This window comes from Cupriavidus sp. WKF15 (assembly GCF_029278605.1).
In the GTDB taxonomy this organism is placed as follows: domain Bacteria; phylum Pseudomonadota; class Gammaproteobacteria; order Burkholderiales; family Burkholderiaceae; genus Cupriavidus.
This window is the reverse complement of sequence record NZ_CP119573.1, coordinates 1537330-1552855: the sequence shown is the minus strand read 5'-3', so window position 1 is coordinate 1552855 and position 15526 is coordinate 1537330. Positions and strand designations below refer to the sequence as shown.

Here is a 15526-nt window from a genome sequence, read left to right as displayed (position 1 = left end):
CGGCCCAAGATCGTTGCATCATGATGGAAGCGGGGCAGGATTGTATGCGCTGCCCGCCATAACAATAGTGACCGCCAGGAGACCCGATGAACGGTGAAACCACCACCCGGTTGTCCGTGCCCATGCATGGAACAGACTCACGCACCAGATGGCTTGTGTTGACGGTGGCGTGGGCGGCGCTCGTCCTCTCGACCGTCTGCAGACTGGCGTGGGGAACGCTGGCCATTCCGTTGGGACAGTCGCTGACGCTGCCGCTCGCCGCACTCGGCATGTTCGTGACGGCATTCTATGTCGGCTATGTGCTGTCCAACTTCGTGTGCGGGTTTGCAATCGATCGCGTTGGCGGCCGCGTGGCGCTTTCCGCTTCGCTTGTCAGCCTTGCCATCGCTACTTACGCCTTTTCCTACACACCAACGCTCACGGTTGGCCTGGTCTTGCAGGCACTCATGGGGCTGACCGCCGGCGCTGACTACGCGGCAGGGGTGAAGCTGGTGACGACATGGTTTGAGAAGCGTGAACGCGGCCGGGCCGTGGGGCTTCTCATGAGCGCGTCGTCGGTCGCAGTCATCGCGACGAACGCCATCCTGCCGACACTAGTAGAGGCCTATAGCTGGCGCGTGAGCTATCGCCTGCTCGGCGTTCTCTCTGTGTTCCTGGCCGTGGTCTGTGTCGCGGTCCTTCGCGACCGGGTCCCGACTGGCGGTGCAACGCAACCGGGAGAACGCCACACCCACCGTGCTCGCGCGCATGGCCAGATCCTCGCGGACGCGCGCGCATTGATGACAAGAAATTTCGTCCTGCTGGCACTGGCTGGATGTGGTGCGTTCTGGGGGACGCTTGGCTTCACCGCATGGGCAATCCCTCTAATGGTGAAGGCGCATCATGTTTCGCCGGTTCAGGCCGGCTATGTCCTGGCAGTGGCCGGGATTGCGGGCCTGTTCGCGAAGCCCACCATCGGCTGGATTTCCGATTCCTTCGGTGCACGCCGGAAGCTGCTGGCCATTCTGTCACTGATCTTCTTTTGCGCGGCGCTGCTCGCCTTCGGCCAGGGCGATGATCTGGCCACGTTCCGCCTGGCCGCCCCTTTTATTGGTGTCGGGGCCTTCGTTTACAGCCCGCTGCTGGTCACGATGGTCGCCGAGCAGACGGGTCCGTCGAGGGCCGGCTCGGGGGCAGGCGTCGCCAACGCCGCGTGGCAGTTAGGTTCCGCGCTGTCCCCGGCACTCGTCGGCCTGGTATTCCAGGCACAGCATTCCTTCCCGTTGGCGTTCGCGGTGCTTGCCGCCGGGCCGCTCTTCGGGGCCCTCTGCCTGGCATTTATCAAGGAAGGCCAACGCCAGTGAATGGCGCGCAGCTTCTGACAACCACCGAGGTATAAGCAGCCATGAAACACATTACCCATATCACCGAAAAACTGTGGATTCCGCACAAGATCGAAGGGTCGGAAGGGTTTGAATTCATCTTCGACATCCTGGCCGGGGAATACACGGACGCATACTCTGTCGATATCGTTCGCGTTGCAGAAGGCGGCTACTCACCACCGCACATCGACCCTGACAATCACGCGTTCTACATCCTCGGTGGCGAAGCCGAGATCGACATCGCCGATGTCTGCCATCGTGCCACGGCCGGTGCGGTCGTCCGCATCCCGCGCGGCGTCGTCCATGCCGTTCGCAATGCCGGACAGCGAGATCTGGTGTTATTGACCATCTACGATCCGCCCCGCGTACGCAAATCCCAGGATGGGGCCGTGCCACCCACGGACCATGTGGGGGCAAACTGATCCGCATGGTCAGGCATGCCCCCCTCGCGCAAGAGCGAGGGGAGTCGATCAGTGCACGACCTTCTTCCGCAAGCAGTTCCTGACTGACCGTCCGGCAGTCCGCAGATTCCGATACGCTAACAAGAGCGGCGCCCTCCCGGTTATCCGAGGGGCGCCGTTGTGTTTGTCTGGCGACGTCGCTACGTCCCCAGATCACCCTCATCAGCGCCCCGCGGGCGCATGCTGTCAGGGCACGGTCGATGCGACAGGCTTGTCCGACTGCACGATACTCTCCCAGCGCTCGGCGCGATGGGAACCATCGCAATAGGGCTTGCTGGCGGACAACCCGCAACGACAAAGCGAAAAGATGCCCTTGTGGGGGTAGCGGTTGCCATCGGCATCGACCAATTCGAACTCGCCGGTCACATGGAGAGGCCCTGAGTTCAGGACGCGGATGTTGGTAGTAGACATGGAAACTCCGGACGCTCGAGTCGTCCTTAACGGGTTGGCGCCCGCAGTGGCGCACGCGGACAACTGCTGAAGCCGGCCTCGTGATGCGAGGCATCGCAGAATGGCGGGCGCCTGGTGTGGCCGCAGCGACAAAGCAAGCATGACTTGCGTCGACGAAACGGTACGCCGGCCTCGTCGACCAGCTCAAAGTCACCGGCGACCTGCAATGGGCCGTCGTCGCCCAGGGTAATCGTGGTAGTCATGATTCAGTCCTCATTACGCTGGGAAGCCAGACCTCACGCAGTGCTCCTCGCGCCCTGAGCCCCGGGGTGGACGACGTCCACCTTTTCACCCAAAGCGTGAAAGTCGCCCCGGCAGCAAACCAGAGGCCGCTCGTCAGTGCGCTGGATCTTCAGGGTTTCACCCACCAGGATGGTGTGGTCGCCGCCGTCGTAGGCAGCCCAGCGCCGGCAGACAAACCAGCCCATCGTGCCTGTCAGAACGGGCGCGCCTTCGTGCCATTCGTAGGCCGGGTTCCAGGGTTCTGGCATGCGATTGGCGAAATAGTGACCAAGGAATGCCTGACGCTCGCCGAGGATGTTGATGGCGTAAGGCCGGTCGGCTCCCAGAAGCGCGTGCGACTTGGCTGTCTTGGCGATGCTCACGGCGACCAGTTGCGGCTCGATGGATACCGCGGCAAAGGAACTTGCCGTCATGGCGTGCATACCGCCCAGGCCGTCGTCCATCGACACGACGGTCACACCCGTCGTGAAGGCACGCAGGCCCTTGCGGAACTCTTCCGGATCAATGTGTTGGGATTGAGTCATATCGTCTCCTGGGTTCTCCTCGAAATCGGGTACATATGCCTATCGTCGCAAGCGGCAACTCCACGGACAAGACAGAACGGTGGAAAGCGACGTTCCGCCAGGGGAACAGCCTGCAGCCCTCCAGATCGCAGGCCGCCGTCATGGCAAACACCGGTTGACGCCAGCCCCGGGCCGCCGCTATAGACAGAACAGCTTCTGTCACGACACTGCAACGACTTCCGGCTTGCGCCCCTATTGACGATGGAATTGGTCGACATCCGAGTATTCGCAAAAATCAGCGAACTGATGAGTCTCAGCGCTGCGGCCAATGTGCTGGGCATGCCGAAGTCGTCGGTCAGCCGAAGCCTGACCCGACTGGAGAAGCACCTGGGCGTCGCGTTGCTCTATCGAACCAACCGGAAACTGGCCCTGACCGAAACCGGCCTGCTGTTCGCTGAGGACGCACACCGCATCCTTTCCAGCATCGAGGAAGCGGAACAGAAGGTCGGGCAGGTCAGGCTCACACCACGGGGACTGTTGCGCGTCAGCGCGCCCGTCACGCCGGGGCAGTGGATGCTCGCGCCGCTCATCGCTGAGTATCTGACGCGCTATCCGGAGATGAACGTTGCTCTGACGCTCACGAGCCACAAGGTCGAGCCGATGGCCGAGGAGATCGACGTGGTCATCCGGACGGGGGAACTTGAAGACAGCCGTCTGGCCGCGCGACGGCTGGGCACCGTGGCACTGAAGCTGGTGGCCACGCCGGCCTACCTCAAGGCACATGGAACACCAGAGGTTCCGGCGGACCTTGTCGGACACGCCCTCCTGGATATTTTTGCCGGCAACGTTGAATGGCGCATGGACAAGGATGCCGAGACCGAATCCGTGCGGGTCCATACGCGCTTTTCGGCCAATGACACCAGCACCATCCGCACTGTGCTGCTGAATGGCACCGGCATCGGCTGGCTGCCCGACTATCTCTGCCAGGAAGATCTCGCGGCCGGCACGCTGATTCACGTGTTGCCTGGGTGGGGACGCGGCAAACGCGATATCCATGCCGTGTTCCCACAGCATCGAACGGTATCTCCGAAGGTCCGTTCCTTCGTGGATTTTCTCTGCGAGCGATTCGGGGATCTGGGCAAGGCCGGCGGTCCGCGGTCGGGCACGTCGGCGGCACGATAGCGACGTGCGGGGGTCGCGATCAGTCCACGGCGACCTTTCCCGTGCGGACCAGGCGCTTCCAGCGCTCGACATCGCCCTGGACGGTCCGGGCAAATACCTCCGGCGTGGAGCCGACCGCCTCCATGAACTGGGTATGCAGCGTTGCGCGAACGTCCGGCTGGGACAACGCCCGTGCGATCTCGCCTTGCAGGCGCCTGATGATCTGGACCGGCGTGCCGGCCGGCGCGATGATCCCCATCCAGGCGTTTGCCTCGACGCCGGGCATGCCAAGCTCGTCGAGCGTCGGCACATTGGCCATCACGGATGATCGCTTTGCCGACGCCACCGCGAGAGCATGGAGCTTTCCCGCCTGCACCTGCGCGGAGACTGCCTGCTCCGGCAGGCACGCCATGTCGACTTCGCCACTGATTACCGCGAGCATGGCCTGGGGCGTGCCGGAATAGGCAACCCGCGTCATGCGCGCACCGCTTCGCTGCGCAACCAGCTCCATGCAGAGGCGGTTGACGGAGCCCGCGCCGATCGCGGCATAGGTGTATTTCCCTGGCTCCTTAGCGAGCCGCCCCATCAATTGCCCCAGGTCCTTCACTTCGAGCGTACTGCGTACGACCAGGACATTGGCCTGGGTGACGGCGAGCGACACCAGCGCCAGGTCCCTGCCGGGTTGGTAGGGCAGACGCTTTTGCAGTATGGTGTCAGCGCCAATCGGCCCGGGAGGTGTGATGCCGATCGTATAGCCGTCGGGAGGCGCCTTCGCGATAACATTCACGGCGATCGCACCGCCCGCACCCGGCTTGTTTTCCACCACCAGGGTCGCGCCGAGCCTGGTGTGCAATGCATCGGCCACGATACGTGCGAGGACGTCCGGGGTCGAGCCGGGCGTGGACGGCACCACCAGCTTTATCGGCCGGGCCGGCCAGTCTTCGGCGTGCGCCGTCAGGCAAGCGCAAAGCGCCAGGATCGCGCCGGTAACCTTCCAGGCCAGCGGCCGGCTTGCGTGCTTGCTCATGTTCACTCAAGGTCAGAGGGTTGTCATGGCCGACTCAGCCAGCCTTGCGGCGACGCGGCGGATCGTAGATCGCGAGAAACTCCAACGGGTCGCCGCCCACGTTATGCACCGCATGCAAAGACCCTGTCGGCACCTTCACGATGTCGCCCTGCCGAAAGTCGATGGGTTCGCCATCGACCGTGAGGCGCCCCTGTCCCGCGAGAATGACAAAGGCATGCCGGCCCAGATCCGTATGCGCCGCGGAAAAGCCTCCGGCCGCGACGCGCATCAGGTCAACGCTATAGGCATCGGAATGTTCCTCGCCGACAAGCATGGGCTTCAGTTCATAGCCCTGGACACCTGGCGCCTCGAAGGCTCTCCAGGCCATCGCGTCGGCATTCATGACTTCGGGGGCGTGCTTCGCCATCGGCTCTGCTTCGCGGCGACATGCCAGGTCCGGTGCTTGATCGGGCCCGGAGGCGTCAGCCTCCAGTGCCATGGGCGTGTCATGGATGGCGAGAAGCCACATGGGCGTGGCCTCCGCGTTGCGAATTGCATGGCGAACACCTCGGGGGATCTTGATGACCGCGCCCTGGCAAAACGCGCTCTGCGCGCCGGCGAGCGAAGCGACGCCCTTGCCCTCCATCACAAAGAACGCCTGGTTATGCGAACTGATGCGCGATCCGATCTGCCCATGGGCCTGTAGCCGGGCTAGTCCGAGCGTATACGCATCGGTGTACTCCTTGCCGATCAGCCCGGCATGAAATGCGTCGCCTTCCGGCGCCGCGCTCATGGGCGACCAACGTGTGCAAGATGTTGTGGTGACGACATTCATTGGATTGGACTCTCGCAAGAATGCTGGGCGTATGCCCCGGTTTCAGAACAGATGTTTGATGCCGATATTGCCGGCCGTCGACCTTGGATTTCCGGCACCGACGGAATTGGCGGGCTGTTGCACGCCGCCGCTGCCCAGCGCATACATCGACCCGTTGCGGTTCTCGATCGTGCCGACAGAGCCATACAACGTCGTGCGACGCGACAGCGCATACTCGCCGCCCACGGCGAACCACCACGCGTTCCTGTTGCCGGGATCCACCTGATATGCGGAGCGGTCGTTCACGTAGGCCGCCTGGGCAATGGCGGTGAAGCGGCCGATGGGAACACGGACACCCACGTTAGCCAGACTGAACTCGCTCCGCGTCGCCTTGAAGCTGTCCGTGGCACGGGTCAACGCTCCGGTACAGGTCGAGCAGGAGTTCTTTTCGTCGGTGTAGCCCAGATAGAGCTTCACCAGATGAAAATCGTAGCTGCCACCCAGCGAATAGGAAGTGATCTGGCCCGTGGCACCGGTGCCGGCCTCCTGCCGACCCCAGGCAGCATTCAAGTCCCACGGTCCCTGGAGAAAGCGTGCCGATGCACCGTAGGTGCTGCCCAGTTGCGGAGACTTCTCCCCTGGTGCCACCAGCACCGAGAACGACACCGATTTCCACTCTTCGGGCGAGTAGTACTTGATGGCATTGTCGGCACGCGCGGAGACGACCTGCGGAATCACTTGCTGGGCCGCCGTCGCGCCGCTGCGGGTCAGCGAAATGAGACCACCGCTGCCCATCCAATAGAAGGCATCGACAAAGGAGTTGGTCAGCGAAACGGGCGTTGGCTGACGCCCCAGCAGCAAGCTGCCGGCGTCCCGCTTGATGAGACCCACCGCCGCCTCGCGGCCGAACAGGCGGCCGCCCTGGCCCATCTGCCCATCGTCCGCACTGAAGCCACCCACCAGACGGAACGTGGCGCTGAGGCCCTGACCGAGGTCCTCGGTCCCATCGATACCCCAACGACTACCCGCATCTCCACCGGAGACCACGCGCGTCTGCGTACCCTTGCCTGCGCTGCTCACTTCGACGCCTGCATCGACAATGCCGAACACCCGCACACCTGACTCCGCATATACCTTGCCGAAGCAAAGCGCGGACAAAAGAATGAAATTCCAAGCAATCGCCTTTGCTCTGAAGTCTTCCAAAATTGGCTCCTCCGTGCATCTAGTTCTTGTGGTGTCTCGATTTGTGAGGCGCTTCGGACCATGCGCCGCGCTTTGGTCTTGCTATCGAACGATCCAAGTCTAATTGCCGACGAATCCGCGAGAAAGACCGCGCCATGGTCCATCATGTTCCAGCCACGGAACGGAATTCTGTACATCTGGTCTCGGACAATCACGGCTGATGAGTCAGCCGACGCTTTTCAGTGCGACAGCCTGGAGCAGTGGTTAGTGGCGCTCGGTAGGCCACTCTTCCAATGCTTTCGTGTCAGGAGGACTAATCGACGAGGCCGCGATCGTTGCCGGCAAGGATCCCGACCACTACCGCCGTGACCTCTTGTCGAAGGCACCGCGTCTGCGAGCGGGTTATGGAGTTGGCTGCGACAAGGCCGGCTGGGCGAACCGCTCAGGCGCAGAGCCGCGGGGGAACGGCGCGGCCGTGGCATTGCCGTGCATGAGTCGTTCAACACTTACATCGCGCAGGTGGCCGAGGTGACAGTCAAGCCGGACGGCAGCTATAAGGTCGACCGTGTGGTTTGCGCCGTTGACTGCGGTCTTGTCATCAATCCAGACGTGATCGTCGCGTAAATGGAAGGTGGCATCGGCTTTGACCTGAGTGCAGCGATGCATGGCGCCATCACTCTCAAGGTTGGCATCGACAACGGCAAAAACGGATGACGAGGGACCTCCAACTAGGGCCTGCCAAATGGCCGTTATCACCTGGAAGCTGTCGCTGTGGTCACACACGGTCGTACGACCGCAACGGGTCCGTTCTGAGCCATCTGGCTTGGGTCGACAAGGCGCCACGTCACCTGTACAACAGCGCCCGCAGGTCCGACGGATCGCTACGGCACATCATCAGCGAACGTGGGCATCGGCAAAGGCACGCAATTGCGTCAGGTCGGTCTTGGCCGCAGGCCATGTTGCTGCAGGTCCGGTCCGAGCGCCAACTGAGTCGGGTAAGGACGCGCCGTTGCCGGCCCGTCCTCCCCTACAAGCTCGTACTCATTCGTTGGCTGGGACAAATCCGTCCGCAGTTGCAGTAATGGGAAAAAGGGCTGGAAGCGGGCGCCCAACGCCCGAAAAACTAATGAAATGGCACGCGGCTTCTGGATTGTGAAATCAAACAGCACTTCACCCGCAGAGACGGAAAGTGTGCCGTTTGTGCGAAGGGTACTTCAGCACCTGTTAAGCGCATGATCAACGCCTCAGGCTACTAGGTGTGGCGAGCCGAAGTCGAAGCGATCCTGCATCTTTCAAGGCGAGGGCTTTGCTGTTGACCCGAGCATCATCAACGCATCCGCGCTTGCAGATCATCCATTTCTTCCAGCAGGTCGGCCACCAAAGCGGCAAGTTCCGGGACGGCTTCAAAGTCACGCTCCAACTGACGCATGCGCCTCGCCCGTAGCAGGCTGGCGCTGGAAAACCGCCAGACGCCAGCGACACTTACGGCATGGGGGAACAAGCCCTCATCTACATGCCGCTTGAGCCACTCTGGTTCTACCATGCAGGCTGCCGCCACCTGCTCCAGAGTTAGCCAAGCATCGTCCATCCGGTAGGCGATGAGAACGTCATTATCAGACATGGGTCAGGCTCTCCTGTCCGGGCGCGGATCAAAGGGCAATTCCCGCGCCATGGTTTCATAAAGCTCCCGCGATTTGGGGGTGTTCGCCGGCGGCAACACCACCTGGATGTCCAGCAGCAGATCGCCAGGTGGGTTGGCGGGAATGCCCTTGCCGCGCACGCGTAGCTCGCTGCCGCTCTGGGCGCCAGGGGGAATGCGCACCTTCAGTTCGCCACCAGGTAAATCGATGGGCACCACCGCCCCCAGCGCCGCCTCCCATGGCGCCACCGGCAGGGTGAGGTGTAGATTGCGCCCCTTCACCTTCAGTTGATCGTGCGGATTGAAATGCACCTCGAGAAAAAGATCCCCCGCCGGTGCTCCGCCGATCCCCGGCGCCCCCTGCCCGACCAGACGGATGAGCTGCCCCTCGCTCACGCCTTTGGGAATCTTCACGCTGAGGGTCCGGCTCCTCAACTGCACCCTGCCCTGCGCGTCCATGCTTGGCACCCGCAGCGAAAGTTGACGGGTGGCGCCGGTAAAGGCGTCCTCCAGGTCCAGCCGCACCTTCGCATGGTGATCCACACCGCGTGACTGGATGCTGCCACCGTGTGTATGGAAGCCGCGGTGTCTGTCCCCCACATGGCCAAACAGCTCGGCGAAGAAGTCGCTGAAATCGGCCTCTTCCTGGGGCGAGAAGCCCCGACTGGAGAACTCGAAACCGGTGTCCCAGTCCGGCGGCGGACGGAACTCCTGGCCGGGCTGATAGCCGCGACCCAACTGATCGTACGCAGCGCGCTTTTCCGGGTCGGAGAGCACAGAGTAGGCCTCGTTGAGCTCCCTCATGCGCAGCTCGGCATCCGACTCCTTGGAAACGTCCGGATGGAACTTGCGCGCGAGCTTGCGGAACGCCTTCTTGATGTCCTCCGCCGTGGCATCGCGTGTCACCCCCAGCGTCTTATAGTAGTCGTGGAACTCCATGCGTGCTCCCCTTTTCCGGTCTCGAGGGCTGCCCTTCTCCCCCGGAAGAATGATGGCGAATATCAGTCAAATCAAGAACTTGAAATCCCCAAGCGAAGCCTTACCATTGCAACCGGAGACGTCAGAATATGGCGCCCGCACGAAAACAAATGCTGCTGTCACCAAGCAAGCCGACACTGGCAACACTGAAGCGGCACTGACGCCGCCAGTGAATGTGTACGAGGACGCCGCAGGCATCACCCTGTGGTGTGCCCAAGGACAAGCTGGTCGTGCAGGTGCAAGGCGATATCCTGACCATCAAGGGCGAAGTCGCTCTGGATCTGCCGGAAGGCATGGGAGCCAGTTACGCGGAGGTCTCCCTGCCCCGTTACCGGCGGCGTGTTCACACTATCCAAGGAACTAGATCCCGAAAATGTCGTCGCCGAGTTCAACCACGGCGTGCTCAAACTGCGCATCCCGAAAGCCGATTCCGCGCAACCGAGCCGCATTGAGGTCAAGGTGACGTGATGTAAGCCGAGCGGGCGGTGGGCATCACCCATGGCTGCACACACGTAGGAGGGCTGACATGAAGATGGAATCATTGAAAAGAGTTCCAGTTTTCGCCCCGTTGAACAGGGAGGGGCCGAGGATGCGACTGATCGAACCGGATGAACAACAGAACTTTCTTGCGGTATTGCAGCGTAATGGTCTGGCAGCAGGTGATTTTGAGCTCCTGGAAACGGATACAACTGACCCAAAGGGCGACGAGAACTTCGGCTTACAGGGCTACGTCACGGTAACCAGACGAACGACACGAGTCACAAGGGAATACCCATCGGCTATCAAACCGATTGGCTTCAGCATTTCAGGGAAGATCTCGAAGCCGGCATCTTCGATAAATCCGAATGAGATCCTGAATGCTCTTGGGGCGGCAGGTGGAATAGGACTGCCTGCCCAATTGATTACTCACCTGGAAGCAGGCATATCCAGACGACGCGCGTGTAGCTGGAGGAACAGATTCTCCAGCCCCTAGCCAAGAGGTCCTACCATGATTTTGTATCACACTGCCCCTGATTCCCCGGTCATCGAAATTTCCGTCGAAGGCAAAATCACCGACCACGATCTGCGCGAGGCCATCGAGCGCATGCGTGGTGATCTCGAACTGAACGGCAAAACCCGCGTGCTCGAACGCATCGAGCATTTCACCGGCATTGAGCCAAAGGCGCTATGGACCGACATGACGCTCGGCGTTTCCGTGGCCCGGAGGATCACGCGCGCCGCCGTCGTGGCCGACGCGGGCTGGATCCGCGCTTCGATGCATCTGGCGCGGTTCTTTACGAAGGCCGAAGTCAAGGCATTCCACGTCAACGAGTTGGAGCAGGCGCGCGCCTGGATCAACGCCTGAGCGAGGCGGCTTAACGAGCGTCCGCGCAAGACGCTAGGACTCGTTCTACACGAACAGCTACAACCACAACGTCGGCAACAACACGGCGTCCCTTTCCAAGACCTTCTAACCTTGAGCCACCTTGGCGGGCCCGCCCCGCTTCCCGAGCCCGGTGCGGTCATGTCGTCGCATCGGACGGGTACACCGTAACGTTGCTCAAAGCCATCTGTCATCCATTGGAATGCGTCGGCCAGTCCCAGGTCATCCAGCATCGGGGGGCGAAGATCGGCTGCAATGCGTCGAACCGATGTGGCCATTGCGTCGATTTGCCCGGTTAGGTCGCCAATGGACCCCAGGCGTCCTCGAATGGACTCCGGAACATACTGAATCAGTTCCATTTCGTGAAGCGCGAGCGACATTTTCAGCGCCACAATCTGCTGGCCCAGATCGCCGTGGAGTTCGCGCGCAACGCGCTTCTGCTCATTCTCCCGCGCTTGCTGTACCAGCGCCGACGCTGCCGCCGCGCGCTCGAGTTCCTCCAGCCGATGCCGCTGGGTGAGGTCACGTGTAATCTTCGCGAATCCGAGCAAGGCCCCCTCGTCGTCGTGGACCGCGGTGATAACAACGTTTGCCCAGAACCGGCTCTTGTCCTTGCGCACACGCCAGCCTTCGTCCTCCACGCGACCCTGCAGCGCAGCAACGGCCAGCAATTGCTCCGGCTTGCCTGCGGCGAGATCCTCGCCGGTATAGAAGACGTAAAAATGCCGGCCGACGATTTCCTCCGGGGAGTAGCCCTTTGCGCGCTGCGCACCGGGATTCCAACTCGTCACGTTTCCCGACGTGTCGAGCATGAAAATCGCATAATCCTGGACCGCATCGATTAGCAGCAGCCTCAGCCGGTGCGCACAAGTGTTCCTAAGAATACGCCGCCAGCACGCTCACAGCTAAAGCAAGCTCGTTTCCGCGAGAAGTTAGCGATGCCACACAAAATAAAGTGATTCGCTGGATTCGGCTCAATCAAGAGAAACGGCCGAATTGTCCAGCGAATTACTTGGGCTGACAATCGTGAAAGACGTGAGAAGCCCCCGCCTCAGGTCACCGGCGCCGGATTGAACAACGCCAGCGCGTTGTGCAGCTTGTGGTGCTCCGCCCAGGTCTTCCTGCGGCCACTGGCCACATCGATCATCAGGTGGAACAACTCCCAGGCCACGTCCTCGATCGTGGCTTCGCCCGTGGCAATGCGGCCCGCATTCACGTCCATCAGGTCATGCCAGCGGCGCGCCAGGTCACTGCGCGTCGCGACCTTGATCACGGGCACTTCGGCCAGGCCGTAGGGCGTGCCGCGTCCGGTCGTGAACACGTGCAGGTTCATGCCGGCGGCCAGCTGCAGCGTGCCGCAGATGAAGTCGCTCGCCGGCGTGGCCGCATAGATCAGCCCCTTCTGCCTGAGTTTCTCGCCTGGCGACAGCACACCAGTGATCGGCGCGCTGCCCGACTTGATGATCGAGCCCATCGCCTTTTCCACGATGTTCGACAAACCGCCCTTCTTGTTGCCGGGGGTCGTGTTGGCGCTGCGGTCCACGCGGCCGCGTTCGAGGTAGCGGTCGTACCAGGCCATCTCGCGGATCATCGCCTCGGCCACTTCGGGCGTGGCGGCACGCGCGGTGAGCTGGTCGATGCCGTCACGCACTTCGGTCACTTCGGAGAACATCACGCTGGCGCCGGCACGCACCAGCAGGTCGGTGGCAAATCCCACGGCCGGATTGGCCGTTACGCCGGAGAACGCGTCGCTGCCGCCGCACTGCACGCCGACCACGAGGTCCGACACCGGGCAGGTTTCGCGCCGGCGTGCGTTCAGGCGCTCCAGGTGAGTCTCGGCCATCGTCATGATCGACGCGATCATCGACGCGAAACCCACGTGCTGCTCATCCTGCAGGCAGACCACGCCGACCTGCACCTCGCCCGCGCCGGTCTGGATCGGGATGGTGCCCGCCGGCATCAGGCGGTCCGGCTGCAGCTTCTCGCAGCCCAGGCTGACCATCATCGCGGTGCCGCCGAAATTGGGATTGAGCGCGATATTGCGCAGCGTGCGTATCGGGATGACGGCATCGGGCGCGTCGATGGCCACGCCGCAGCCGTAGGTGTGCTCCAGCCCGACCACGTCGTCGACATTGGGATAGCACGGCAGCAGTTCTTCGCGGATGCGCCGCACGGCATGCTCGACCACGCCCGACACGCACTGCACGGTGGTGGTGATGGCCAGGATATTGCGCGTGCCGACCGAACCATCCGGATTGCGGAAGCCCTCGAAGGTATAGCCTTCGAGCGGCGGCAGCGGCGCCGGCACGCGCGTGCCGACCGGCAGGTCGGTCAGGCCCGGCGCCACGGGCATCTCGATCACCCGCTCGTTGACCCAGCTGCCACGCGGCAGGTCTTTCAGCGCATAGCCGATCACCACGTTGTAGCGCACCACCGCATCGCCCTGCTTCAGGTCCGACAGCGCGACCTTGTGCCCCTGGGGCACGGCTTCGCGCAGGACCAGCCCGCACGGGAACGCCGTGCCGGCCGGCAGGCCGCCATCGTTGGCGACGATGGCCACGTTGTCTTCCGGATGGATGCGGATATAGAGCGGAGCCTGGACTGGCTGGGCGGCCGGGGCGCGCGAATCGTGTTCTGACATGCTGTGCTTCCTGCGGTTATTGCGGGTGCCTGAGTTCCACGCGGCGGATGTCCTTGACGATCACCAGGTAGCTCAGCACCGTGACCAGCGCGTGGACCCCGACGAACACCAGGGCGCCGTTGAAGGATCCGCAATTCTGCCGACTGACATATGTCGTCGTATGACTTAGATTATAAGGATACGACTGGCATGCCGTAGTGCGCGTTTACCCTAAATCCTCCGGCTGATGCGCAGCAGCCCTTCTCTTTCCTTACAGGCCTTACTTTCATGCCGTCTCCTTCCCGAGGAAGATCCCGTGGTTTTCCCGGAATTCGCTTCATTGCCACTTGTCTACTTGCGCCTAGTTGTACGATGACGTACATTGATAACGCCTAGCAGGAACGCGGAAGCCGCCCTGCCCGATCCATCACCCATTGCCGGTCCCGGCGCCAGGATGAGAGACATGACGACACCGCAAGAACTGAAGCAGATCATTTCGGAAGGCCTGCTGTCCTTCCCCATCACCGACTTCGACCAGCAGGGCAACTTCCGCCCTGAGACCTACGTCAAGCGCCTGGAATGGCTGGCGCCCTATGGCGCATCGGCACTGTTCGCCGCCGGCGGCACGGGCGAGTTCTTCTCGCTGACGCCGGACGACTACTCCAACGTGATCCGCACCGCGGTCGAAACCTGCGCAGGCAAGGTGCCCATCCTGGCGGGTGCCGGCGGCCCGACCCGCGTGGCCATCGCGTATGCGCAGGAAGCCCAGCGCCTGGGCGCCAAGGGCGTGCTGCTGATGCCGCACTACCTGACTGAGGCCTGCGAGGAAGGCATTGCCAACCACATCGAAGAGGTCTGCAAGGCCGTCAATATCGGCGTGATCGTCTACAACCGCGCCAATTCGCGCATCGGCGCCAACCTGCTGGAACGCGTGGTGGACCGCTGCCCCAACCTGATCGGCTTCAAGGACGGCGTTGGCGAGATCGAAGCGATGGTGCGCGTGCGCCGCAAGCTGGGCGACCGCCTGGCCTACCTGGGCGGCCTGCCGACCGCAGAAGTCTATGCCGCGGCCTACAAGGCGCTGGGCGTGCCCGTGTACTCGTCCGCCGTGTTCAACTTCATCCCGCGCACCGCGATGGAGTTCTACCGCGCCGTTGCCGCCGATGACCACGCCACCATCGACCGCCTGCTCGACGAGTTCTTCCTGCCCTACCTGGATATCCGCAACCGCCGCCAGGGCTATGCCGTGAGCATCGTCAAGGCTGGCGCCCGCCTGGTCGGCCATGACGCGGGCCCGGTGCGTGCGCCGCTGACGGACCTGACCCGGGATGAGATGGAGCAGCTCGACGCGCTGATCCGCAAGCTCGGCCCGCAGTAACGTCGCCCCGGAGCACGGGACACGAACCGGATACCCCGCCTTGTGCGGGGTTTTTCCTTTTGAGACGGGCATCATCGAACCCTTGTCGGCAGTGACACCCGCGGCCATGCGCACAGGCATGGCCTTTCGTCATTTGCGGCAGCCCCGAACGGAATAAATGCTGGCCGCCAGGCGTTTAGTCAGACGTACCAGAATTCGCCGTAACGCCCTGGAAATGCCAGAACCATTTCATCGATGCGACGCCGGGAGAACATCATGTCGAGTCGAATTCTTGCGGCGCTGCTTGCCGCATTCATGCTCGCCGCTTGCGGCGGAGACGGGGAAGACTCCGGCACCGCGTCCGGATCCGGCATGGCGGGCGGCGCAA

At 62.5% G+C, this 15526-nt stretch carries 13 protein-coding genes and 4 pseudogenes; 8 read left to right on the top strand and 9 right to left on the bottom strand.

Translation table 11 applies throughout. From position 1 onward, the window contains the following. Positions 1-86 precede the first annotated feature (86 nt). Together CupriaWKF_RS24455 and CupriaWKF_RS24450 are read left to right on the top strand one after the other, a co-directional pair. Positions 87-1343 carry an MFS transporter gene (locus CupriaWKF_RS24455; protein WP_276101033.1) on the top strand — a complete coding sequence of 419 codons (1257 nt, stop codon included), beginning with the start codon at positions 87-89 and terminating at the stop codon, positions 1341-1343. 41 nt (positions 1344-1384) lie between these two features. Continuing rightward, a complete protein-coding gene (locus CupriaWKF_RS24450; protein WP_276101032.1) occupies positions 1385-1783 on the top strand; it encodes a cupin domain-containing protein in 399 nt (132 codons plus the stop codon). Between the two features lie 225 nt (positions 1784-2008). Here the strand turns inward: CupriaWKF_RS24450 and CupriaWKF_RS24445 are convergent, their stop codons facing one another. Then, entirely contained in the window at positions 2009-2233 is a 225-nt protein-coding gene (locus tag CupriaWKF_RS24445) for a CDGSH iron-sulfur domain-containing protein (protein WP_276101031.1), read from the bottom strand. A 275-nt stretch (positions 2234-2508) separates the two neighbouring features. Continuing rightward, positions 2509-3039, bottom strand: coding sequence for a flavin reductase family protein (locus tag CupriaWKF_RS24440; protein WP_276101030.1), 531 nt, complete (start codon positions 3037-3039; stop codon positions 2509-2511). Positions 3040-3279: 240 nt separating this feature from the next. On the opposite strand from CupriaWKF_RS24440, the gene CupriaWKF_RS24435 reads away from it, so the two are divergent. Next, positions 3280-4200, top strand: coding sequence for a LysR family transcriptional regulator (locus CupriaWKF_RS24435; RefSeq protein WP_276101029.1), 921 nt, complete (start codon positions 3280-3282; stop codon positions 4198-4200). A 19-nt stretch (positions 4201-4219) separates the two neighbouring features. Here CupriaWKF_RS24435 and CupriaWKF_RS24430 read toward each other — a convergent pair whose 3' ends face one another. From CupriaWKF_RS24430 to CupriaWKF_RS24420, 3 genes are read right to left on the bottom strand one after another with little or no spacing between them, the layout of a single operon-like run. Further along, entirely contained in the window at positions 4220-5206 is a 987-nt protein-coding gene (locus CupriaWKF_RS24430) for a tripartite tricarboxylate transporter substrate binding protein (RefSeq protein WP_276101028.1), read from the bottom strand. 34 nt (positions 5207-5240) lie between these two features. Continuing rightward, positions 5241-6020, bottom strand: a complete 780-nt coding sequence (locus CupriaWKF_RS24425) for a cupin domain-containing protein (RefSeq protein ID WP_276101027.1) — start codon at positions 6018-6020, stop codon at positions 5241-5243. Positions 6021-6062: 42 nt separating this feature from the next. Beyond that, a complete protein-coding gene (locus tag CupriaWKF_RS24420) occupies positions 6063-7202 on the bottom strand; it encodes a porin (RefSeq protein ID WP_276101026.1) in 1140 nt (379 codons plus the stop codon). Positions 7203-7497: 295 nt separating this feature from the next. Here CupriaWKF_RS24420 and CupriaWKF_RS24415 point away from each other — a divergent pair. Further along, a pseudogene (locus tag CupriaWKF_RS24415) lies at positions 7498-7871 on the top strand (molybdopterin cofactor-binding domain-containing protein); the annotation flags it as partial. Between the two features lie 637 nt (positions 7872-8508). Here CupriaWKF_RS24415 and CupriaWKF_RS24410 read toward each other — a convergent pair. Beyond that, positions 8509-8802 carry a chaperone modulator CbpM gene (locus tag CupriaWKF_RS24410; protein WP_276101025.1) on the bottom strand — a complete coding sequence of 98 codons (294 nt, stop codon included), beginning with the start codon at positions 8800-8802 and terminating at the stop codon, positions 8509-8511. A 3-nt stretch (positions 8803-8805) separates the two neighbouring features. Then, positions 8806-9759 carry a DnaJ C-terminal domain-containing protein gene (locus CupriaWKF_RS24405; RefSeq protein ID WP_276101024.1) on the bottom strand — a complete coding sequence of 318 codons (954 nt, stop codon included), beginning with the start codon at positions 9757-9759 and terminating at the stop codon, positions 8806-8808. A 196-nt stretch (positions 9760-9955) separates the two neighbouring features. On the opposite strand from CupriaWKF_RS24405, the pseudogene CupriaWKF_RS24400 reads away from it, so the two are divergent. From CupriaWKF_RS24400 to CupriaWKF_RS24390, 3 genes and pseudogenes are all read left to right on the top strand, one after another. Then, a pseudogene (locus CupriaWKF_RS24400) lies at positions 9956-10266 on the top strand (Hsp20/alpha crystallin family protein). 121 nt (positions 10267-10387) lie between these two features. Beyond that, positions 10388-10647, top strand: a pseudogene (locus CupriaWKF_RS24395) (transcriptional regulator). A 139-nt stretch (positions 10648-10786) separates the two neighbouring features. Next, the gene (locus CupriaWKF_RS24390) at positions 10787-11143 is read left to right on the top strand and encodes an STAS/SEC14 domain-containing protein (protein ID WP_276101023.1); all 357 of its coding nucleotides are present in this window, start codon (positions 10787-10789) and stop codon (positions 11141-11143) included. A gap of 179 nt (positions 11144-11322) precedes the next feature. Here CupriaWKF_RS24390 and CupriaWKF_RS24385 read toward each other — a convergent pair. Further along, a pseudogene (locus tag CupriaWKF_RS24385) lies at positions 11323-12045 on the bottom strand (PAS domain S-box protein); the annotation flags it as partial. 167 nt (positions 12046-12212) lie between these two features. Beyond that, on the bottom strand, positions 12213-13802 hold the full coding sequence (garD, locus tag CupriaWKF_RS24380; RefSeq protein ID WP_276101022.1) for a galactarate dehydratase: 1590 nt from the start codon (positions 13800-13802) through the stop codon (positions 12213-12215). Positions 13803-14244: 442 nt separating this feature from the next. Here garD and kdgD point away from each other — a divergent pair, with 442 nt between their 5' ends. Continuing rightward, positions 14245-15159 carry a 5-dehydro-4-deoxyglucarate dehydratase gene (gene kdgD, locus CupriaWKF_RS24375; RefSeq protein WP_276101021.1) on the top strand — a complete coding sequence of 305 codons (915 nt, stop codon included), beginning with the start codon at positions 14245-14247 and terminating at the stop codon, positions 15157-15159. Positions 15160-15526: the final 367 nt, after the last annotated feature.

Bases quoted from the DNA above. Each gene is read 5' to 3' on its own strand.
- CupriaWKF_RS24455 (WP_276101033.1), top strand. From the start codon at position 87: ATGAACGGTGAAACCACCACCCGGTTGTCCGTGCCCATGCATGGAACA.
- CupriaWKF_RS24450 (WP_276101032.1), top strand. From the start codon at position 1,385: ATGAAACACATTACCCATATCACCGAAAAACTGTGGATTCCGCACAAG.
- CupriaWKF_RS24445 (WP_276101031.1), bottom strand. From the start codon at position 2,233: ATGTCTACTACCAACATCCGCGTCCTGAACTCAGGGCCTCTCCATGTG.
- CupriaWKF_RS24440 (WP_276101030.1), bottom strand. From the start codon at position 3,039: ATGACTCAATCCCAACACATTGATCCGGAAGAGTTCCGCAAGGGCCTG.
- CupriaWKF_RS24435 (WP_276101029.1), top strand. From the start codon at position 3,280: ATGGAATTGGTCGACATCCGAGTATTCGCAAAAATCAGCGAACTGATG.
- CupriaWKF_RS24430 (WP_276101028.1), bottom strand. From the start codon at position 5,206: ATGAGCAAGCACGCAAGCCGGCCGCTGGCCTGGAAGGTTACCGGCGCG.
- CupriaWKF_RS24425 (WP_276101027.1), bottom strand. From the start codon at position 6,020: ATGAATGTCGTCACCACAACATCTTGCACACGTTGGTCGCCCATGAGC.
- CupriaWKF_RS24410 (WP_276101025.1), bottom strand. From the start codon at position 8,802: ATGTCTGATAATGACGTTCTCATCGCCTACCGGATGGACGATGCTTGG.
- CupriaWKF_RS24405 (WP_276101024.1), bottom strand. From the start codon at position 9,759: ATGGAGTTCCACGACTACTATAAGACGCTGGGGGTGACACGCGATGCC.
- CupriaWKF_RS24390 (WP_276101023.1), top strand. From the start codon at position 10,787: ATGATTTTGTATCACACTGCCCCTGATTCCCCGGTCATCGAAATTTCC.
- garD (WP_276101022.1), bottom strand. From the start codon at position 13,802: ATGTCAGAACACGATTCGCGCGCCCCGGCCGCCCAGCCAGTCCAGGCT.
- kdgD (WP_276101021.1), top strand. From the start codon at position 14,245: ATGACGACACCGCAAGAACTGAAGCAGATCATTTCGGAAGGCCTGCTG.